Consider the following 20,898-nt stretch of genomic DNA (forward strand, 5'->3'; position numbering starts at 1 on the left):
ATTCATGATGAGTCCTCCTTGGTATGCAAATTAGGGGTCAATTCGTGCAGATTTGACACCCCGCATCATACCAAGAGGGCTTTTTCTATTCAAGTCCCCGAAAAAGCTTCTAACAGGAATGCTCCTACTAGTCTTTGAAAAGAGTGTATCATACCCCGCGAGCACGGGCATGATTGAGGTTTATTTATGTTGTTCATCAAAAGAAGAACCGTTTCCTATAAGAATACGGTTCTTCTTGCTTCACAGTATATAATTCCCTACAATTCCTGCAGCAACGCCGAGTACAACGACAGATACACTGACGAAGACGAGTACCCGTTTCGGGAACGACTTGGATACGAGCAATAATGACGGCAAACTGACTGCTGGCAAGGTTAGCAACAACGCTGCTGCCGGTCCTCCGCCCATACCATATGCCATGAATGTCTGGATAATTGGGATTTCTGCAGCTGTCGGAATGACGAATAGCATGCCACCAATCGCAACGAGTAACAAGAGTAAAATTGAACTACCTGTCGCTTCCCCCAATTGAGGGAATAACCACCCTTTCACTGCACCCATCAACAAAACAGATAGGAAGTAAGCAGGCAAAATGTACAGTGTCATTTTACCGAGGCTTTTCAGCCAGCGCGAAAGAAACGAACCTTGTTCTTCTTCAACAGCTTGTTGCAGTAGTTTTTCCGTATCCAATGGTTTTAAGGCGGGCACGAATCGGTTTGCTAAATAACTCACACCAAACGTCAAAATAAGACCAAACACTAACCGTAGAGCCGTGAATTTCCAGGACAACACGAATGTCATGAAAACGAGCGCTGCTGGATTTAACGTCGGATTTCCAATCCAGAATGCGAGCGCCGCACCAACTGACACGTTCTTTTTACGGAGCCCTACTGCTACAGGCGCTGCGCAACACGTGCACATCATGCCAGGTACTGCGGCAAGTCCGCCTGTAGCTGTACTTGCAAACGACGTTTTACCAAGAACACGGATGAGCCAAGTTGCCGGAAGAAGCACTTGCAATAATGAGCCTAATAGAATTCCGAGGACAGCTGCTTTCCATACAGCAGCAAAATACGTCACTGCATAATCCCATGCCCCTGCAAAAGAAGCGGATTCCGCTTTACCAGGATTTGATCCTAAGATTGAATCCCCTATGGAATGTGTAGAAAAAGCAGTGATGCTTTTGTCCAAATAAGGCATCCATTTGACGTAAGTAAGACCAATGATAGCAATTGCTAAAAAGATTACACTATATAGAAGAACTCTTTTAGAGTGACCTTGTTGATGTACTTCTGTCTTATTCATCATATAACCTCCAGTAAAAAATGAACAACTGAATAATTATATCACTAATATCATCCTCATGCTTTTAAAATTATTTATCGAAAACTCCAACATTACTGTTTCCAGTAAAAATATCTTGTACAACTAAATTTCTTCTGGTAGGATAAGAACAATTAAATTGCTCCTTTAACACGGTCCAGAGAGGCCGGAAAGGGTACCGGATTATGAGACTGGCTCTGCTGCGTCTCATGTAATTTGTTGTACTTTGCCCTTACTGTCCTCTTTAGACGGTGAGGGCATTTTTGTGCACATTTTGTTACTGCGCACTCTTTTAATTAGCGTTCTGTGAGACGCAAAAAGAGGATGGCAATCGCTGTGAATAACGGTTCCATTCTTCTTACGTTGAGCAACACCCTACAATAGGAAGGCGGAACTTACGATGAATTATCAAAAGAAAACGGTGGTGGCTTCGGTCGCTGGTCTTACTCTCGAAGGCATGGATATCATGTTCATTTCCTTTGCAATGACGATGATCATTGCGGACTTTGGCATCGACTTTGCAACAGGAGGTATGATCTCGTCTGTCACGAATATTGGAATGCTCGTAGGAGGCGTGCTTTTCGGGATAATGGCAGATAAATTTGGACGGGTTAAAGTGTTCACATACAGTATTTTGCTCTTTGCACTTGGAACAGCACTTACTGGACTTGCTACAAATATTGAACAAGTTTATATCTACCGCTTCCTCGCTGGACTTGGGGCAGGTGGAGAATATGGAATCGGAATGGCCCTCGTCGCTGAAGCTTGGCCAAAAAACAAACAAGGTCGAGCATCTTCTTATGTTAGTGTTGGGGCTCAATACGGTGTAATCTTAGCAGCTTTGCTAAGCGCGCTCATTTTACCTGCTTTCGGTTGGAGAGCCTTGTTCTTTGTCGGAATCATCCCAGTCATCTTCGCATTTATCGTGCGCCGTAATTTGGATGAATCTCCTGAGTGGCTAGAATCTCAGAAATTAAAAAAAGCAGAAAAGAAAAAAGAGAATGCCGGGAAACTTCGTTTACTTGTCGCTTCTCCACGGATTGCCTTCACAACTCTTACACTTGCAGTGATGGCGACTGTTCAAATTGCAGGATATAACGGACTCATGATTTGGCTCCCATCGATGTTGCAACAATCTCAAGGACTTTCCGTTTCAAGCTCAGCTCTCTGGACAATCAGTACAGCAGTCGGGATGATTGCAGGTATGCTCGTCTTCGGACAAATTATGGACAGACTTGGCGCGAAGAAAGCATACGGCCTTTTCTTAATTGCGTCGGCAATAGCCGTGTTCCTTTACAGCTATGCAACTGGCAGCGCTGGTGTTTTAATCGGCGGAGCAATCGTCGGATTCTTCTCTAACGGGATGTTCGCAGGATATGGTGCCTTGATTAGCAGTTTCTATCCGGTAGAAATCCGCAGTACTGCGACGAATACAATTTTCAACTTCGGGCGTGCTGTCGGTGGATTCTCACCAATACTAGTCGGGTACATCTTACAACACTATGATATGACTGCCGCGATGATCTACCTCGCAATCCTGTTCTGTGTGTCGTTCATTTTCATGTTGACACTTTCACACACGAAAAAAGAGACTCCATCTACAAACAGTACACCTGCTGTTGACTTGAATTAATACAAAAACGAAAGCCGTCCCTTAACACTCGGGACGGCTTTCTTCTATTATATATAAATCACTTTGCAAGCGTCAGTAGCATCTCACGAATGGTTTTACAAGCAACCGCTGTCGAAGCACCGGACGGATCGTATTGTGGAGATAATTCTACGACGTCCGCCGCAACGATGTTTTCAAGCGTTTGAAGGTGTCCAATCGCCGTTAGCAATTCTCGGTACGTAATGCCGCCGGGCTCAGGGGTACCGGTTCCAGGGAACGTCCCTGGATCCAACACATCCAGGTCAATCGTCACATACACCGGAACGTCTTTCAATGATTTTACTACTTCTGGTAATGTCTCCAGTGTGAACTTTTCCAAATGGGTATGCGTCCTTGCCCAGTCAAACTCGCTCTTTAAACCAGAGCGGATGCCGAACTGGAAAATCCGACCGTCACCGAGGAAGTCATGGCAGCGACGGATGACGGATGCATGCGAGAGCGGTTCCCCCATATAGTCTTCACGCAAATCAGTATGCGCATCAATATGGATTACGTGCAGATTTGGGAACGTGTCATAAGCAGCTCGGATAGATGGCAAGCTCACTAAATGCTCGCCACCGATCATCAGAAACTTCTTACCATCTGCCAATACTTGACCGCTGTACATTCCAATTTCCTGAAGGACACGCTCCGTATTTCCAAAAGGTAATTCCAAATCTCCCCCGTCGAAAACGCGAGCATCTTCTAAGTCTTTATCCAAATAAGGAGAATACGTTTCTAATCCATAGGAATCCGGACGAATCGCTTGGCCGGCAAAACGAGTACCAGGTCTGAAACTTGTCGTCCCGTCAAATGGAGAACCGAATAATACGATTTCCGCTTCTTCGTACACGGTTTCACAGCCGATGAATGCGTTCGTACTCAATGCATTATTCTTCACTATCAAGCGCCTCCACTACATAACTCGGTAATGCAAAAGCTCCGTGATGAAGATCTGTATTGTAATACTTCGTCTTCAAACCGATTGAGTTCCACACGTCTGCATCTGCATCCTTTAATGGATCGAGCGACTTCGAAGCGAATCCGAATAGCCAGTGACCCGATGGATACGTCGGCATATGGTATTGATAGACCCGTGCGACAGGGAAAATTTCTTTTATCTTCGTCCGTGCCTTCTTCATGTTCTCCGCATATTCGGAGAAATAAGGGGACTCATGCTGGTTGATCAAAATCCCTTTGTCATTCAACACACGATAGCATTCCTTATAGAATGCTGTCGTGAACAACCCTTCTCCTACTGAGATTGGGTCAGTGGAGTCAACGAGAATCAAGTCAAACGAAGCGTCCGGTGCGTTTTGGACATAGGCAAGCCCGTCACCAAAAGCGAGCTCCATGCGAGAATCTTCTTCTACACCTGCTGCTGTAATCGGTAAATATTGTTGGCACAAACGGAACACTTGCTCATCAATTTCAGCAAGTACGACTTTTTCTACTCCAGGGTAGCGCAAGACTTCACGCGCAGTCCCCCCGTCTCCTCCACCGATCACGAGCACTTTCTTAATATCTGGGTTCGTTGCAAATGCCGGGTGAACAATCATGTCATGATAGATGAATTCGTCTTTTTCATTGACCATCATCAACCCATCTAATGTGAAAAACGAACCGAATTCCTTACCTTCATAAAAATCAATCTGCTGGAACGGTGACTTTTCACTGTGCAGGTGTTTTTCATATCCGATAGAAAACTTGCAGTCTTCGCTCCATTGTTCTGTATACCAACTCATACGTTCGCACCTACCATTACTGGCTTCACAGTCACTTCTTCAATCTCTTTTTCTGCAAACTGTCGAATTTTTTCTACCATTCCGCGCGGTACTTCAAATGACTCCACTTTTTTCGCTTGAAGTTTTTCAGCTAAATAATCCGCCGCTTTCCAAGGGCTAACAGAATCTCCGCATGTGTAGACATCTACAGAAGCAAAACCATATTCTGGCCATGTGTGAATCGTCAGGTGAGATTCCGCGATAATCACAGCACCAGATACTCCGTATGGATTAAAATGATGGAACACCGATTCTACGATGGTTGCTCCTGAGTAATCTGCAGCCTCTTTCATGAACTGCTCAATCACTTTGTTATTCTCTATAATTTCGCTCGGGCACCCATAATATTCAATCAACACATGGCGTCCTAGCGCCGATAATTCTAAACTCATCGTTAATATCCCCCTTTTACGACAGTCACACTGCCTGTTTGTTTTGACCCCGATAACACGCTTCCGAATTCTTGTTCATAGTAGGTGTAGTGCTGTACCACTTCACATGTAATCCGTTCACCTGGAATGACCAACGGAATCCCTGGTGGATATATCATTAATGTATCGGCACTAATACGACCAATTGCATCATCAATCGCAATTGACTCTTGTTCTGCATAATAGGCGTCTCGTGGTGTCATCACTAGTTCATTGACTGAATCCACAACTGTCCATGCAGAGTGGAGAACGTGCGATTTTTTGTGTGTTCGTTCTATATCTAGCAAAGCTGCTGTAAGACGTCCGATTGATATTTCTGTATCCGCCGGCGTGATTATCGCCATGACGACGTACCCTTCAGCAAGCTCCATCTGAATGCCATACCGTTGTTTTAATAGTGAATAAACTTCAAAACCAGTCCGCCCTAGTCCATTCACTCGTATAACTAACTTTGTCCAATCATGTGACTGTAGAAAGCGAGTGTTGATATTTCCACTTTTCAACACTTCATAATGTTTTCCTGATTCGATTGCTTCAATTGCCTCAGCTACAATCGGCTTCAGTCGTCGATACGCATCTGCACCGTGTAGCACAAGTTCTCTCCGAGCTGCGTCTAATGAACTCATAAGAAAGTAGTTAGCGCTCGTTGTTTGGAGCATGCCGGTCACTTTTCGTACTTTATCTGCAGAAATGCAATTGCCTTGGAGCAACAATAGTGAGCTCTGTGTAAGTGAACCACCTGTTTTATGCATACTTGTTGTGACAAGGTCTGCACCTGCTACTATCGGATCAATCATTTCATCGAGAACCTTTAAATGTGCACCGTGTGCAGCGTCTACCAATACGATGACGTCTGATTTATGGGCTAATTCACAAATCGTCTTCAGATCGGTCATCGTTCCAAAATACGTAGGATACGTAATAAGCAATGCTTTGGCAGATGGATGTTCACGTAATGCTTGTGAGACGTTTTCAACTGAAACGCCATGTGAAATTCCAAAATGATCATCCACTTCCGGTTGCATGAATGCAGGAATGACTCCGCTTAAGATCATTCCGTCAATGACCGACTTATGGCAGTTTCTTGGCACAAGAAGTGTCTCACCTGGTTTACATGTAGCGAGAATCATCGCGTGGATGCCTACAGTTGTGCCGTTGACTAGAAAAAACGCATGATCAGCTCCGAAGCTTTGTGCAGCTAACTCTTGTGCCTCTTTAATGACCGATTTCGGATGGCTTAACAAGTCCAATTCCGCCATTGAATTGACGTCCATTTTGAGTGCCTGCTCTCCGATTGCATCGCGAAACGGGGTTTTCATTGTGCCCATTTTGTGCCCCGGTACATCGAACGAAACTGTTTCAGAATTCGCATATCGAACGAGTGCATCAAATAGTGGAGCATCCGTTTGGAGAAGGTTTCTTGTTGGAACTGTCGTCTCTTTGACGATGTTCATCAGCACCCGGCTCCGACTGTGTCATATACAGATTGCGTTAATGCATCGACTTTGTCTGTCCGCTCCCACGGTAAATCTAGTTCCGTACGTCCAAAATGTCCATATGCAGCTGTCGCTTGATAACGTGGTGTCCGTAAATCGAGCATGTCAATAATGCCTGCAGGTGTCAGATTGAATACGTTACGGACAGCACGAAGCAATAGTTCATCTGCAGCTGTCCCTGTTCCGAACGTATCGATTGCAATACTAATTGGCTCGCTTACACCAATGGCATAGGACAACTGAATTTCACATTTCTTAGCAAGCCCTGCAGCGACAATATTTTTAGCGACATATCGCGCTGCGTAGGCCGCGGAACGGTCCACTTTCGTACAGTCTTTCCCAGAAAACGCACCGCCACCATGACGAGCTGCCCCACCATACGTATCGACGATGATTTTTCGTCCTGTTAATCCTGCGTCTCCATGAGGTCCGCCGGTTACAAATCGACCTGTCGGATTAATGAGCACCCGGAACTCCCCTTGCAAGTTGAATTCCTTAACTGTGCTTAAGATAATTTCTTCTTTCACGTACGCTTCGAATGATTCTTTGTCAAAATCACCGTCATGCTGAATCGACATTAAAATCGTATCGATCTTCGGCGTTTCTTTCGATGTATAGTCAATTGTCACTTGTGATTTCATATCAGGACGTGCCCAACGGAACTGTCCATTTTTCCGTAGAACAGACGCTTTCTTCACTAGCGCATGCGCCAATTCAATCGGCAACGGCATGAACCCTGTTGTTTCATCCGTCGCAAACCCGAACATCAAGCCTTGGTCTCCAGCACCGATTTCTTTTGTATCACTAGATGTGTCAACACCCATTGCAATATCTGGTGATTGTGTATGAACTAGTACTTGCACGTTACATGAAGAGCCATCGATTCCTAATTCATCGTTCGTATATCCTATGTCAACTAACGTTTGTCGAGCGATCTTTTCTATATCCAACACCGCTCCTGTTGTGATCTCTCCACCAACGATTACGGTGTTCGTTGTCGTAAACACTTCACACGCTACCCGTGAAAATGGGTCTTGTGCAAGTGCTGCATCTAAGACTGCATCCGAAATTTGATCAGCAATTTTGTCCGGATGCCCTTCTGATACTGACTCTGAAGTAAATAAAATCTTTTCAACCAATATAATCCGCTCCTTACAAAAAATGTGTTTTGGAGCACAAAAAAAGCTCTCCTACAACCTAAGGAAAGCTTCGATCTGCATCAGCTGCTTATCCTCTTATTGTTCACAGTTCCATCACGAAACTGCGCTCAGGTTGGGCGCCCTATCCAAAAAAATCTTTCGAATGGGTTTGCCACCGCATCGTCGACCCCTCGTCTCCGCGGCTACTAATAAGAATGACTTTATTCATGCTGAAAACAATAGTATAGGATTGTGTTTTTCCTGTCAATATATTTTCAAAATTTAATTGAATGAAAATTAAAATGGTTAAATAGTGTTATAAATTTATATATGTAATATGACCAATTAGGCTAGTTCTGGAATCATGATTCTATTATTGATAGACTGGAAAACAAGGTATTCAAATCAGTCTGAAAGGTGGTCAATATCTAGTGAAATTAATTTTTATGATTTCCGCATTCCCACTAACCATAATCATTGTAGGAATTGCAGGGATTATCTTGTATAAGAAGACCCTTCGTCAAAAAAGTTGGTTCGATGGCCTTCAGTTGGAGTTCGAATCTGTGAACTGCCCACATACTAAAACAATTCCGTACGCAGAGACATTCGGTATTTCGTTCAAAAGGAAAGAAACGAGAGTGAAGAAAGTTGTCCTAAACAAATCAGAAATACGGAAAAACGTTACTTACCGACTCTTCTGCGAATCCTGCCACAAAAAGCGCTCCTTCCATCTGATTGAATCACCCGAAGTGAGTGCCTATCAAAGACACAAGGTACTCTATCTTTTAGGGACATTTGCGGCCATTTTTCTTGTATACGGTGTAATTATCGCTCCTGTTCTTACATTGGTTTCTAAATTATTTAATCTTTAACGAAAAAAGTAAATCCCATTGCAGTTACGATTCCAAAAATTAGCGACCATAACGCAATACTGATTGCCATCCAAATGATTGTCTTCCGTTTGGAGGCGCCAAAAAGAAGAGCAAAAAAGGCAGCGATGTGTGTGCCAATGAGAATTGGCCCTGCCAATGCGAGTCCGGCAACTCCGTATTTATCCATAATCTTTCTTCCTCTGAGTTGTCGTTTGGACTCCCCTTCAGTAGATTCTCCTTTTCGACTTCTATACCATTGTTCGATTCGCTGGTATAGGACGATCAGGAGGAGCACAGTCAACATATTCCCCGCAAACGCTAAAAAAATCACCCAGAACGGGGACAATCCTCGGACAATCCCGACCGGAATGACAATTGCAATTTCAAGCGCGGGTACTGCTGCCCCTAAAAATACTAGTATGTACTCAATCATATTTTCTCCTTCCTAACTTACAAGACCTTGCTTTCATCATTCAATTTTTTGTAGGGTTCCTCTACCTCCACACACTCATCCGCTCTGATTTGTCTAGGAAAATAGCTGACATTGCAGCAAGTCTCGCAACCAGCAATTCTTTCCGACCTTCAGGAGTTCGTGTGTAAGTCAAGCTTGCGTGATCCACATGATGATTCCATTCTTTCAAGAAATACTCGGCATATTCTTTTTTACGACCAATTTCCTCAGGAACTGAATGGAAGTCACGTCGATGGATGAAAAGAAGTTTTGACTTGCGTACTAACAAATACCTCGGATTCTCAATCGGGTCAAGCAGCTCTTGCATCGCTTTGAGGAAAGTCGTCTGTTCGTGAATCGTTCCCTGATCTAAACTGCAGGATACCGATTCTCCTCCCTCTGTACGAATACGATTTTCTGTCAGTGGAATTGATAGTAAACCAGCATGAAACAGTGTCTCGTAGACCGCAGTTGCTGCTTGAATTATACTGCGTTCCAGAGAACGATGGCGGATCATTGCTTTCCCTGATTTCCAAAGATACGGAGAAGCTAATACCATGCCGACTAGAAACGCGATCAGCAACCGTTCTTTCGATATATTGAAAGGGATTGGCCCCATAATTTCTCGAGCAGTTTCAAAAAACACCGCTGCTCCAACAATAACAAGAGACTTGACAGTCCCTGCGTAGACGAAAGGTTTCGGGACTCTCTTCCGTTCTGTAACTAGTTCTTCTTTCCGTTCTCCACGTTCTGCATTTCCTACCGCTTGCTGCCATCTTTTCCGCAATGAGGTCCGATTCATAGCTCGCTGAAGTGTCGTTTGATTTTGCAACTCCACTAGGCTCCCGGAATCCAGGTTCTTCGTCAAATGGAGTCTCTCGATGCCCGATGAAATTCGAGGAAGTTCAGCATCCAATCCTATTAACGATTGGAATCGGCGCTCAAGGGCAATCTGGTCTGGCCCTCCTGCTTCCATGACTGGTTGAATACATACTAAATGCCAGATAGCAGCAGTTTTATCTGGATTTCCTGTTTGAGTCCGTATGGCACGCCCTCTCATTTGGTTGCTTAACATATAACTTCCTACCGTCGATGCAATGACAAGTGAATTGATGGCAGGTGCATCCCAACCTTCACCAAGAAGTGCTGCTGTACCGATTAGCACTTGGATTTCACCTCTAGTAAACACTTCTGTCATTAAGGATGTTACTTTTTGTCGATTAGAAGCTACGTCAATCTGTAAATATTCATCATCCTGCACTAATGGTACTGAAGAAAGCTCCACCCCAGTGTTCAGAGCAAGTTCAGCAAGTGTCGGCCATGCAGTGGCTGGAATAATGATGAGCGAACCCGTCAAGACACCTAGACGTGTGTCTGATCCAAATTTTCTGCGCAGTCTTTCAAAAATAGGTGCAACCCCTAGACGTACGAGGGTTTTTTCATCATCTACTTTTGTCGGAAGGTCCTCTTTATGGATGTAATCTGTCAAGATCACTTGTCGTAGAGATGATCCTAACTGCCCTGTCTCAAACGAAACAATCTCTTCGATACTTTTTAGTTTTGTCACGCTCTTGACAAGAGTTTGCTGGATGGCATGGCTAGAACGAAGAGATACCGTTCGCCGTTCAATCGCACCAATTCTGGATAATTCCAGTCGGATCGGCTTCAAAACAGGATGATCACCATCGTAATATGAATCCTTATACAGAAGACCATTCAATAATTCTTCAAGCCATACGAGTGAAAACTCGGGTATATTCTTTTCATCCCCTCCGATAATTTCGAGTCCCATCTGCCACCCTTCACTTCCTGCATTTCTTAGAAACAACAGCAAGCTCGAGTAATATGCAGGACTTCCAAGCAACTCATCCATGCATTCTTCTGGCGTCTGAATCCATGGGTGTCCTTCCAACAACTCAAGGAACTCTTGATTGGATAAAAGATGTACTACTAACGCATCCACCGATCGATGGAACTGTGCAATCATTCCTGCTTCTTCCGATGAGGGAACAGATGCATAAACATAGTCCTGATGCGGACATAGATCCCCCTCACGAATAAGTTCCGGTACGTAGATTTCTTCATCAATCGGACCGCAAAGCTGTATGTAGTTGTTCCATTCTCTTTGCCCAACATCGTATGGTGGCGTTGCTGTAAGAGCAACGATGTTCGGTTCTTCCAGACGATCACGGAACATCATCGCACTTTGCCACCATGACGTCCGCAAGTGATGAGCTTCGTCCAAAATAATCGTTTTGAAGTTTACAGCGTCGAATTCTGCAAAGAAGACTTCTAGGTCTTCCCCTTTTAACACACTATGTAAAGTTTGGTATGTCGTCACCGTTACTGTAGCCGGGTTTCGAACATCTGTTGAAATCCAGTCAGGTTGGTGAGTCCCGTGCAAAAATGACTCCACAAATCGTTCTATCCACTGATTTCGGATTGCAAGTGTTGGTGCAACAATGAGTGTGGGTTCATCTAATCTAAGCATCACTTCCAGACCCAGAACCGTTTTTCCTGATCCAGGCGGTGCGACTAAGTGGAGATGCCTGTTTTTCAAATGATGATCCAAGTCCGAAAGAATCCGCGCCTGATAAGATCTCCAAGGATGGCAAAACACGATGTCTTTGTTAAATATAGTCAATGCTATACCTCCTCCACTCATCAAACTTTCTATAACTGCTATACGGGATGTAGTTGCATAAAGTTTCAGTTATCAACCGTCTGTTGCATAAGGAGAACCAGCTTCCTGCCTACAGAAGCTGGTCCCCTAAACTACCTATATGCTTAATAGTGGAGCCCCATATGTCTCTAATACATAACGCGGAACAAAGAATCGAACCGTTACAAGTGGGTCTACGACTTGACTCACTTGAACTTGCCCAACAGCGCTCAACAGCATCGTGACTTCCGCCAAACTGAGTTTTGTCCTGGCTACCAATAAGTCTGCTGTCTCCTCGACTGCGATTTTTACTGCTTCGTCCAATGTGTTAGCCGAGACAAGGAATGTAAATCCTTTTTCATTTTCAAGTAAGGGGTGATTGAGTGACGTGTCTTTAATAACATCCAGCGTAACGACAGCACTTCCAGGCACTTCAATTCCAGAAACGCCAACTTCTCCATCTCCCATTGCTGCATGGAAATCTCCTAGTGCAAATAGCGCACCTTCGGCATACACAGGAAAGTACAATACTGCTCCTTCAGTGATCAACTGCGTGTCCATATTGCCACCATGAGTCCCCGGTATTTCGCACGAAATCGGTTCTCCTTCAGGCGCAACACCAATGACACCAATCATTGGGTTTAACGGAATGGACAGTCGTTCGTTGAATTTAGCAACACCATTTTCAATTGGAATGATTTTCGATTCCCGGTACGTCAGACGGTGCCCCATCACGCCAAGATCAGGTCCGGTAACCATAACACCTTGGTTGCCAATGTTGAGCTTTTGAATGGTCACTTTCAGCACATCTCCAGGCGCAGCCCCATTCACGAAAATTGGTCCCGTTGCAGGATTGATGGCATCCCAGTCGATCCCACTTATTTTCGTATCAGCTGATTGGATCTGGTTTTTATAACAATCATACGTTTCAATTTCAATCGTTGTTCCTGATTCGATTCTCTCTACTGGTGGATGTGTTTTACTGAATGCATAGATGACATCCTGGCACGACAACATTTTGGTCACTATTCATCATCCTTCCGTTAAGTTTCATCTATTCTAGCAAGACTTTTCAAAGATTGCGAATAATATTAGATGCATCTAAATAAAAAACAAGATAGGAAACATCCCTATCTTGCCAGTTATACTTGTGATTTAGATACGATAGGTTCAACTTCCACGTCTACATTACCTTTAATCGCTTTGGATATCATGCAGTTTCTTTCTGCTTCTACTAGTAGTACATTCAGCTTTTCAAAATCTGTGGCACTCGCTTCTGATTTTAATGAAACTGTTGGCTTATGAATAATCTTTTTATAGGTGAAGACTCCCCTAGTCACATCGACAAATCCGATAGATTCAAGAGACATGTTTTCGAGCGGCAAGTGTGTCCGCTCAATCATCGCTGCCAGTGTAATAATATAGCACGTAGCGGCTGCACCGAGTAACATTTCATCGGGATTCGTCCCAACATTTGGACCTTCCATTGCAGAAGGAATTGATATTTTAGTTTGAAGATTTCCAGCTTCAATGTACCCTTCACTATTCCGGCCGCCTGGCCAAAACGCTTTCAAATGAAATTCATGTTCTGCCATCTCTTCCACCTCTTCTTCTACAGTCATATTTGTTTGTACTACCCTATTGTACTTGCTAGTAATCCACTTTGTGCTGTGCATGCATTATTCCGCCACCCAAACTTTTGTTTGCACATCTTCTGAGTCACACGCCACGCACTAAACAAGCGAAGCGCACCCAATTAATCTCTTAAATCAGGTGAATTGTGTCCCGTTATCGAGAAACTTCGCTGAGTGTCGGAGAAATCTCTCATAGTGATGGAGAAACACGATTGAGTGTCGGAGAAACCACTCGGCTTGTCGGACAACGTGGATTGATCTCTCTCAGCGCGTTAGACCTTTCTAAAACAAGCGAAGCGCCTCCAATTAATCTCTTAACCCAAGTGAATTGTGTCCCGTTATCGAGAAACTTTGCTGAGTGTCGGAGAAATCTCTCTTAGTGATGGAGAAACGCGATCGTGTGTCGAAGAAATCACTCAGCTTGTCGGACAATCAACTCGATGTGTCGGACAACGTGGATTGATCTCTCCCAGCGAGTTAGCCCTTTCTGAAACAAGCGCAGCGCCTCCAATTAATCTCTTAACCCAATTGAATTGTGTCCCGTTATCGAGAAACTTCGCTGAGTGTCGGAGAAATCTCTCTTAGTGATGGAGAAACGCGATCGTGTGTCGAAGAAATCCCCCGAAATGTCGGGCAATCGACTCGATGTGTCGGACAACGTGGATTGATCTCTCCCAGCGAGTTAGCCCTTTCTAAAACAAGCGAAGCGCCCCCAATTAATCTCTTAAATCAGGTGAATTGTGTCCCGTTATCGAGAAACTTCGCTGAGTGTCGGAGAAATCTCTCTTAGTGATGGAGAAACACGATTGATTGTCGGAGAAACCACTCGGCTTGTCGGACAATCGACTCGATGTGTCGGACAACGTGGATTGATCTCTCCCAGCGAGTTAACCCTTTCTAGAACAAGCGAAGCGCCTCCAATTAATCTCTTAACCCGATTGAATTGTGTCCCGTTATCGAGAAACTTCGCTGAGTGTCGGAGAAATCTCTCTTAGTGATGGAGAAACGCGATCGTGTGTCGAAGAAATCACTCGGCTTGTCGGACAATCGACTCGATGTGTCGGACAACGTGGATTGATCTCTCCCAGTGAGTTAGCCCTTTCTAAAACAAGCGAAGCGCCTCCAATTAATCTCTTACATCAGGTGAATTGTGTCCCGTTATCGAGAAACTTTGCTGAGTGTCGAAGAAATCACTCAGCTTGTCGGACAATCGACTCGATGTGTCGGACAACGTGGATTGATCTCTATCAGTGAGTTAGCCCTTTCTAGAACAAGCGAAGCGCCTCCAATTAATCTCTTAAATCAGGTGAATTGTGTCCCGTTATCGAGAAACTTCGCTGAGTGTCGGAGAAATCTCTCTTAGTGATGGAGAAACGCGATCGTGTGTCGAAGAAATCCCCCGAAATGTCGGACAATCGACCCAATGTGTCCGACAAATCCAAGATCCTGATCGACAGAGTTCATCGAAAAACCGGCTACCCGAGGGCAACCGGTTTCAATATTTCATTTCAAGCAAATGATTCGTACAATTAAACAACTCACACAAATTTTCATCCTCACTGATCTTAACAATCGTCAACGACGTATTCCCAAGTGGTTCTTCATACGTCGTTCCTGGCAACAACTCGGACAACAATCGTTTGATGAAACCGCCATGACTCACTGCAAGCACTCGTCCATCTGGATACTTCTGTTGCATCTCCTGGATGAACGACATCCCGCGAGCAATCACGCTATCGTGCGTCTCTCCTTGAAGATCGAGTTGCTTCCAATCTGGCCCCCACTTTTCCAAACGATCGGCTTCCGTGGTGCCTTCGATCAATCCGCCAGCCCGTTCACGCAAACGTTTATCTTCAATCACTTCTGTATTCGTCATTTGCTTACCGATTAGTTCTGCAGTTCGCTTTGCACGCTGCCAAGGACTTGTATAAATTGCATTCCAATTCTCTGCAGAAAAACGCTCTGCGGCTCGTTCCGCCATCATAATTCCTTCTTCATCCAACGGAATATCCGTACTCCCTTGTGCTCGTCCCTGTTTGTTCCAGGCGGTCACTCCGTGGCGTACAAATCCAACTGTGGTCATCCAAGTCGCCTCCTATTCAAACATTATAATGGTATTACTTTATCACATACCCTGAAGTTTCCAAAACAATCTAACAATATTACGCTTTATTCGGTAGCGCGATTCATTGACTGTTCTACAATCACCTTACCCGCTTTAATGACGAAGTTTGCAATTGGCTGATCCTGAATAATGTCGCTCAATTTCTGCGAATCAAACACAACCAAATCCGCCTTTTTTCCTTCAGCAATCCCGTACGTCTCTTCAATCCCTAAACACTTTGCTGCATTGTACGTAATCATATCGAGAACCGTTCGCTGCTGTTCTGCTGAACCCATGAACTGCGTTTCCGCTAGCAAATACCCGATTAATAACAAATTTGCATTGCCGAATGGTGTAAAGGCGTTCCGAATATTATTCGATGCGAATGCTACGTTCACACCATGGTCAAGCATCTGAAGAACAGGTGCCATGCCACGTCGCACATTTTTCTTATCATTGCGGCCATTTAAATAGACATCCGTTGCGGGCAGGGGCATAATCGTGATTCCTGCCTCCGCAATCTTCGTAAATAAGGCAGATGCTTCTTCAGGTTCAAGCGATCCAAGACTCGTCACATGACCAAGCGTCACACGTCCTTGCATCCCTCGCTCAATTGTCATGTCGCAAATACGTTCCGTCAGCATATATCTTGGATCCCCGGTATGATCCGCGAAATCCACATGCAAGTCGAGTGGCAACCCATGCGTTTCCGCTAAGTCAAAGACCAATTCCAAATGACGAATGGAATCTTCCAATGTCTTTTCATTGTAAGGACACCCTCCAACAACATCAGCACCCATCTGAATGCCCTCTTCCATCCGTCCTAGCGTCCCCTCAGATTTCAGAATTCCTTCTTGTGGGAAGACAACAATTTGCAAATCGATTTTGTCCTTATAGACCTCTTTTAAATCTAGCAATACTTCCACGCCGAGTAATTTCTCAATATGATCGACATCAGGATGAGCTCGCATCACAGTGGTACCCTTAGCAATCGCCCATTTCAGCACTTTCTCAGAGCGTGCATACACATCTTCATACGTATACTGTGCTTTCAGTTCACCTGTATTTTTAATTGCCTCTTCAAGCGTACCCGATACATTTGGCTTACGATCCTCTAAAAATGCCTTATCAGGATGAATATGCCCTTCAACTAAGCCTGGAAGAACTACCTTTCCTTCACAGTCTATTACTTGGTCTGGATTTTCAGATAACCCCGGTCCAATTTTCCGTATGACCCCCTCTTCAATCCAAATGTCCTGCAGATCCTGATCATCCCGGATACGTGCATTCCTAATAAGCAACGTCTTCATCGAGCATTCCCTCCATTAGTTCGTCTCTTTTTCCTCTTTCGGTTTACTCAACTGCTTCACTATTTCTTCATCACGAATAATCGGTTGGATTTTAACATCATTTAAAGCTTGTAAATTAATGTGACAATAGCCGTTCGGATTCTTTACTAAATAGTCTTGATGGAACTCTTCAGCTTTATAGAAATTATCGAGGGGTGCCGCTTCTGTTACAATGTCTTTCTTATAAAACTGCTGCTCGTCTTTGACTGCTTCTTTCACAATTTCCGCATCCGATTCATCAGAATAATAAATTCCTGAACGGTATTGAACTCCTACATCATTTCCTTGCTTGTCAACGGAAGTCGGATCAATCACTTGAAACAGATGATCAATGAGAGATTCCAGCGAAATTCTGTCTGGATCATACGTGACTTCTACAGTTTCCACAAAATCCCGATCTCCTTTAATGACGTCTTCATAGCTAGGGTTTTCACCTGTGCCATTCGCATATCCGGAAACAGTATCTTGCACCCCATAAAGTTTTGCAAAATACGCTTCTACTCCCCAGAAACAGCCGCCCGCGAAGTAAATTTTGTGCATCTCACTATCATCGTAATTCAAGGCTTCGTTAATATTGGTCACATCATCTTTCAACACATAACCATCTTCTGGTTCAGGCTCCGTACTTGGTCTACCAGCATTGTCACCGCAGGAAGCTAGAAGAAAGACCGTACAAATCATTAAAATCAACATTATTTTCCGTTTCAACATAAGGTTCCTCCTGTTCTATTTTATCGCTGCCAATCATATCGAACATTCTTTCTATTAGTTTATCACACAACACAAAAAAGCTATCCAAATCGGATAGCTTTTTGCAAACCTATTAAGCTGTACCTAGAACGACACCGCATTTTTTCAAATACTGACGATACGCAATGCTGACTCTGTCCGAAACAAGAGATAATTCCACTTGTAAATCGAGTGGGAGCTCTTCTGGTTTCTGGTTTTGGACAATTGGTTTATCTTGAGCGAATATCATATCTTGAAACTCTATGATTTCTTCATCTGTCTGCCCTGTATCGTAGTTGAACGACAATATTCCATACGCCACGGAATGCGTTTCAGACATCGGACGAACCGTTAGCAAAATCGTCATCAACGTATCATTCTCCGCATCTCGCTTCGTAAAACGCACTGTGAGTGGACGAACAATTTCATACGTATAGTACACGTATTTTGCAACTCCAGTTCCATCCGCATCCGGTTGGAAAATACGGATTTCATCTGAATACATTCTTCCATCTACTTCATTCATTTTATAAGGTTCAATTTCACGGTGTGCCTCTTCACCGAGAAAACCTTGGTGGACAACAGCTAGATGACCAACATCCAAGAAGTTTTCAACAATTCTTGGTGGAAGTGCTTCTGCTTCCTGGGGACCCCAGATGACACTTCTCCATCCTCCTGACTCCATTTCTGGATACTTAAAGAACTCAGGTTCATTACCTGCAAGGTTCACCCAAATAAATCCATATTTTTCGATACAGGAGTAGACAACCGCCTTTGCTTTCTTCGGAATCGATTTGCCTTCAGGTAACTGTGGAATTTTCACACAATCCCCTTCGTCTTCGTACTCCCAGCCATGATATGGACATACAAGACAATCATTTTTCACTTCACCGAGTGATAGTGCAGCTCCTCTATGTATACATAAATCCTTAAATGCGTGAACCCCTTTACTATTCCGGAAAATCGCAAGTCGTTCTCCCATTAAAACAATTTGAATAGGTGCTTCTTGGACATCTTGAGATCGGCAAGCAACGAGCCAATCTTCTTGTAACGCTGTATCTTTCAACATCGATAGATCCCCTTCCATTCTCTTAGTTACTCCAAGTGTACGAAAGGAATTCAGTTTGGTCAACCTAAAAATGCGAACTAATTCTATTAAAAATAAATAATTGTTCGTAATTTGACTGTACAAATCGAATTTCATTCTTTATACTCCAATCTATACCTCAACAAAAACGAACTAAGGAGTGTTCATGTTGTCCAAGAAACGACCAGATGGTTTGCTCATCGGTGTTGATGAGAAAGTTAGTTATCCGAAAGCTATCGCACTCGGTTTACAGCACGTACTCGCAATGGATTTGTACATAGCGCCCATCATTGTAGCGGGCTTACTATCTTTAAGTACCGAAAATACTTCGTTCTTCGTTCAAATGTGTTTCCTTGCAACTGGACTTGCGACACTCATTCAAACAGGTTTCGGCTTAAAACTTCCAGTTGTTCAAGGTCCTTCTTATGTACCCATCGGTGCCATTGCTGCAATTGGTGGAAAGCTAGGACTCGGTGCTATTGCAGGAAGTCTCATTCCTGGAGCCATCATGATTGCACTCCTTGGCTATCCATTAAAAGTTTTCGCAAAAACCGTCCGTAAAATTGTTCCCCCCATCGTTGGAGGAACGGTTATCATAATCGTCGGTATTGCATTAATGCCTGTTGGCTTAAACAATATTTACTTTGCAGAAGGTACCATCGGTCAAAACGTAGCAATCGCCTCGATTTCAGCTGGTGTACTGGTAACGTGTATGGTTCTCGGCAAACGTTTACCTCGATTTGGCTCGTTTTTCCGACTCGTCTCTGTCATCCTTGCAATCGTTGCGGGATCGATTGCTGCTAGTCTCTTTTATCCAATTGACTTCACTCCGGTGAAAGATGCGGCATGGTTCTCCCTTCCGACACTATTGCCATTTGGAAAACCGGTATTCGATATGGGTGCTATCCTCACGATGATGCTTGTATACTTAATTATCCTACTTGAAACGACTGGAACGTGGTTCGTCGTTTCAACGATTACTGAGGAAGAGTTGGATGAAAAGCGTCTGAACCGTGCTTCGTTCGGTGAAGGACTCGGCTGTTTCGTAGGTTCCCTATTCGGCAGCACACCACTTACTGGCTACTCATCGAACGCAGGACTTTTGGCAATCACTGGCGTCGGTAGCCGAATGGTCATCATGGCGAGCGGTTTCATCCTAGTATTACTTGGCTTCATCCCCAAATTGTCCGCAATCATTATTTGCATCCCGGAATCCGTCATTAACGGGATCTTCGGAATTGTTTGTGTGGCAATTGTCACGAATGGTATGAAAATTATTCAACCGATTATAATCGATGACCGAAATATGATCGTCATCGGTGTTCCAATCTTACTGACAATCGCGGTTACCGTGCTTCCGAAAGAAGTGTTAGCAACCGTTCCAAACTGGGCGAATTACCTGCTTTCTTCTGGGATTTCAGTTGGTGCAATTGCGACAGTGATCCTAAACTTGGTCATTCCAGTGGATAAATCATTAGAACAAAAAATACCTCAATCAGACCAGGTGAATAATACAAATTAGAAGACGCTGTGTTGTCCATCCCTATCAAAAGACCGCTAATCCGTAACTGATTAGCGGTCCTTTTCATGCACTGATAAGTTGCAGTATATGAAACTATCTTTAGGTTCTAACAGCGGCCTTCTACATGTTTCTATACTTTTTTAGGTTCGCTCAACTTTCCTCTTCTGATAAAATCCCAAAAGCCACATAAACACAACAATAGACCAAAAATCGCAATAAAAACAACAGGGGAAATGATTCTAGTAAAACTAAAACCGATCATCATAAAACCGACAATTAAATAGTGATGAACCGCATGTAAGTGGTACGTGTCCTGTTCAGAATGCCATGCTCGAAAGTATCCTTGTAATAATCCAAGGGTGACTTGCAACGGAAGCACAATATACGGAAGGTATTCGTACGAGTTCTTGATCAAGCCAATAAGTACGTACACAATTCCCATACCTGCATAAATAATAAATACGTATGATTGTTCCTTATTCTTCTTTGTCTGATAGATTCGGTACCCCCATGCAGCCGAAAAAGAAAATGTTGCGAAAAACCAAGCGAATAATGTAAACGTCAAAGATACTTGCTTTAGCCAAATGATATAATATGGGAAAATAACAACTTGCCCCACTGTAACAACAAGCGGTAGATACCGTACACTTTTAGAATTCATACT

At 43.8% G+C, this 20,898-nt stretch carries 18 protein-coding genes; 3 read left to right on the forward strand and 15 right to left on the reverse strand.

Features of this window, described 5'->3' with window-relative positions:
* Nucleotides 1-240: 240 nt before the first annotated feature.
* Nucleotides 241-1,305 carry a permease gene (locus M3197_RS12530; protein WP_251661926.1) on the reverse strand — a complete coding sequence of 355 codons (1,065 nt, stop codon included), beginning with the start codon at nt 1,303-1,305 and terminating at the stop codon, nt 241-243.
* 418 nt (nt 1,306-1,723) lie between these two features.
* Between M3197_RS12530 and M3197_RS12535 the strand changes: the two genes are divergently transcribed.
* A complete protein-coding gene (locus M3197_RS12535) occupies nt 1,724-2,956 on the forward strand; it encodes an MFS transporter (protein ID WP_251661927.1) in 1,233 nt (410 codons plus the stop codon).
* A gap of 58 nt (nt 2,957-3,014) precedes the next feature.
* Here the strand turns inward: M3197_RS12535 and speB are convergent, their stop codons facing one another.
* Genes speB through metK form a run of 5 tightly spaced genes read right to left on the reverse strand, consistent with a single transcriptional unit; the run spans nt 3,015 to nt 7,827 of the window.
* Nucleotides 3,015-3,881: an agmatinase gene (gene speB / locus M3197_RS12540; protein WP_285851354.1), complete on the reverse strand. Its 867-nt coding sequence runs from the start codon at nt 3,879-3,881 to the stop codon at nt 3,015-3,017.
* Complete coding sequence (speE, locus tag M3197_RS12545) at nt 3,865-4,719, reverse strand: polyamine aminopropyltransferase (RefSeq protein ID WP_251661928.1); 855 nt, start codon at nt 4,717-4,719, stop codon at nt 3,865-3,867. Before speE ends, speB begins: the two co-directional genes overlap by 17 nt.
* Nucleotides 4,716-5,150: an adenosylmethionine decarboxylase gene (gene speD, locus M3197_RS12550; RefSeq protein ID WP_251661929.1), complete on the reverse strand. Its 435-nt coding sequence runs from the start codon at nt 5,148-5,150 to the stop codon at nt 4,716-4,718. Before speD ends, speE begins: the two co-directional genes overlap by 4 nt.
* Nucleotides 5,151-5,152: 2 nt before the next feature.
* Nucleotides 5,153-6,643 carry an aminotransferase class I/II-fold pyridoxal phosphate-dependent enzyme gene (locus M3197_RS12555; protein WP_251661930.1) on the reverse strand — a complete coding sequence of 497 codons (1,491 nt, stop codon included), beginning with the start codon at nt 6,641-6,643 and terminating at the stop codon, nt 5,153-5,155.
* Nucleotides 6,643-7,827 (reverse strand): methionine adenosyltransferase, encoded by a 1,185-nt coding sequence (gene metK / locus M3197_RS12560; RefSeq protein ID WP_251662084.1) that lies wholly within the window; start codon nt 7,825-7,827, stop codon nt 6,643-6,645. Before metK ends, M3197_RS12555 begins: the two co-directional genes overlap by 1 nt.
* Before the next feature lie 428 nt (nt 7,828-8,255).
* Here metK and M3197_RS12565 point away from each other — a divergent pair, with 428 nt between their 5' ends.
* Entirely contained in the window at nt 8,256-8,696 is a 441-nt protein-coding gene (locus M3197_RS12565) for a hypothetical protein (protein WP_251661931.1), read from the forward strand.
* Here M3197_RS12565 and M3197_RS12570 read toward each other — a convergent pair.
* From M3197_RS12570 to M3197_RS12605, 8 genes are all read right to left on the reverse strand, one after another.
* Nucleotides 8,686-9,129 (reverse strand): small multi-drug export protein, encoded by a 444-nt coding sequence (locus tag M3197_RS12570; protein ID WP_251661932.1) that lies wholly within the window; start codon nt 9,127-9,129, stop codon nt 8,686-8,688. The two genes, M3197_RS12565 and M3197_RS12570, sit on opposite strands and share 11 nt — an antisense overlap.
* A 61-nt stretch (nt 9,130-9,190) precedes the next feature.
* Nucleotides 9,191-11,791, reverse strand: coding sequence for a DEAD/DEAH box helicase family protein (locus M3197_RS12575; RefSeq protein ID WP_251661933.1), 2,601 nt, complete (start codon nt 11,789-11,791; stop codon nt 9,191-9,193).
* Nucleotides 11,792-11,926: 135 nt separating this feature from the next.
* The gene (locus M3197_RS12580; RefSeq protein WP_251662085.1) at nt 11,927-12,826 is read right to left on the reverse strand and encodes an acetamidase/formamidase family protein; all 900 of its coding nucleotides are present in this window, start codon (nt 12,824-12,826) and stop codon (nt 11,927-11,929) included.
* A gap of 125 nt (nt 12,827-12,951) precedes the next feature.
* Nucleotides 12,952-13,404 carry an OsmC family protein gene (locus M3197_RS12585; RefSeq protein WP_251661934.1) on the reverse strand — a complete coding sequence of 151 codons (453 nt, stop codon included), beginning with the start codon at nt 13,402-13,404 and terminating at the stop codon, nt 12,952-12,954.
* A 1,534-nt stretch (nt 13,405-14,938) separates the two neighbouring features.
* On the reverse strand, nt 14,939-15,526 hold the full coding sequence (locus M3197_RS12590; protein WP_251661935.1) for a histidine phosphatase family protein: 588 nt from the start codon (nt 15,524-15,526) through the stop codon (nt 14,939-14,941).
* A gap of 86 nt (nt 15,527-15,612) precedes the next feature.
* On the reverse strand, nt 15,613-16,857 hold the full coding sequence (locus M3197_RS12595) for an amidohydrolase family protein (protein ID WP_251661936.1): 1,245 nt from the start codon (nt 16,855-16,857) through the stop codon (nt 15,613-15,615).
* Nucleotides 16,858-16,872: 15 nt separating this feature from the next.
* Complete coding sequence (gene msrA, locus M3197_RS12600) at nt 16,873-17,604, reverse strand: peptide-methionine (S)-S-oxide reductase MsrA (RefSeq protein WP_251661937.1); 732 nt, start codon at nt 17,602-17,604, stop codon at nt 16,873-16,875.
* Nucleotides 17,605-17,719: 115 nt separating this feature from the next.
* On the reverse strand, nt 17,720-18,694 hold the full coding sequence (locus M3197_RS12605; protein ID WP_251662086.1) for an aromatic ring-hydroxylating oxygenase subunit alpha: 975 nt from the start codon (nt 18,692-18,694) through the stop codon (nt 17,720-17,722).
* Nucleotides 18,695-18,881: 187 nt separating this feature from the next.
* Here M3197_RS12605 and M3197_RS12610 point away from each other — a divergent pair, with 187 nt between their 5' ends.
* Nucleotides 18,882-20,234: a uracil-xanthine permease family protein gene (locus M3197_RS12610; RefSeq protein ID WP_251661938.1), complete on the forward strand. Its 1,353-nt coding sequence runs from the start codon at nt 18,882-18,884 to the stop codon at nt 20,232-20,234.
* A 130-nt stretch (nt 20,235-20,364) separates the two neighbouring features.
* Here the strand turns inward: M3197_RS12610 and M3197_RS12615 are convergent, their stop codons facing one another.
* Nucleotides 20,365-20,895: a hypothetical protein gene (locus M3197_RS12615; protein WP_251661939.1), complete on the reverse strand. Its 531-nt coding sequence runs from the start codon at nt 20,893-20,895 to the stop codon at nt 20,365-20,367.
* Between the last annotated feature and the right edge of the window lie 3 nt (nt 20,896-20,898).

Origin of the sequence: Sporosarcina aquimarina (assembly GCF_023715615.1) — a bacterium.
Classification (GTDB): domain Bacteria; phylum Bacillota; class Bacilli; order Bacillales_A; family Planococcaceae; genus Sporosarcina; species Sporosarcina aquimarina_A.

What these genes read in the sequence shown, in the direction of transcription:
- M3197_RS12605 (WP_251662086.1), bottom strand. Translation starts at nt 18,694, where the DNA reads ATGTTGAAAGATACAGCGTTACAAGAAGATTGGCTCGTTGCTTGCCGA.
- M3197_RS12585 (WP_251661934.1), bottom strand. Translation starts at nt 13,404, where the DNA reads ATGGCAGAACATGAATTTCATTTGAAAGCGTTTTGGCCAGGCGGCCGG.
- M3197_RS12570 (WP_251661932.1), bottom strand. Translation starts at nt 9,129, where the DNA reads ATGATTGAGTACATACTAGTATTTTTAGGGGCAGCAGTACCCGCGCTT.
- speD (WP_251661929.1), bottom strand. Translation starts at nt 5,150, where the DNA reads ATGAGTTTAGAATTATCGGCGCTAGGACGCCATGTGTTGATTGAATAT.
- M3197_RS12530 (WP_251661926.1), bottom strand. Translation starts at nt 1,305, where the DNA reads ATGAATAAGACAGAAGTACATCAACAAGGTCACTCTAAAAGAGTTCTT.
- M3197_RS12555 (WP_251661930.1), bottom strand. Translation starts at nt 6,643, where the DNA reads ATGAACATCGTCAAAGAGACGACAGTTCCAACAAGAAACCTTCTCCAA.
- M3197_RS12615 (WP_251661939.1), bottom strand. Translation starts at nt 20,895, where the DNA reads ATGAATTCTAAAAGTGTACGGTATCTACCGCTTGTTGTTACAGTGGGG.
- M3197_RS12595 (WP_251661936.1), bottom strand. Translation starts at nt 16,857, where the DNA reads ATGAAGACGTTGCTTATTAGGAATGCACGTATCCGGGATGATCAGGAT.
- M3197_RS12535 (WP_251661927.1), top strand. Translation starts at nt 1,724, where the DNA reads ATGAATTATCAAAAGAAAACGGTGGTGGCTTCGGTCGCTGGTCTTACT.
- speE (WP_251661928.1), bottom strand. Translation starts at nt 4,719, where the DNA reads ATGAGTTGGTATACAGAACAATGGAGCGAAGACTGCAAGTTTTCTATC.
- M3197_RS12590 (WP_251661935.1), bottom strand. Translation starts at nt 15,526, where the DNA reads ATGACCACAGTTGGATTTGTACGCCACGGAGTGACCGCCTGGAACAAA.
- M3197_RS12580 (WP_251662085.1), bottom strand. Translation starts at nt 12,826, where the DNA reads ATGTTGTCGTGCCAGGATGTCATCTATGCATTCAGTAAAACACATCCA.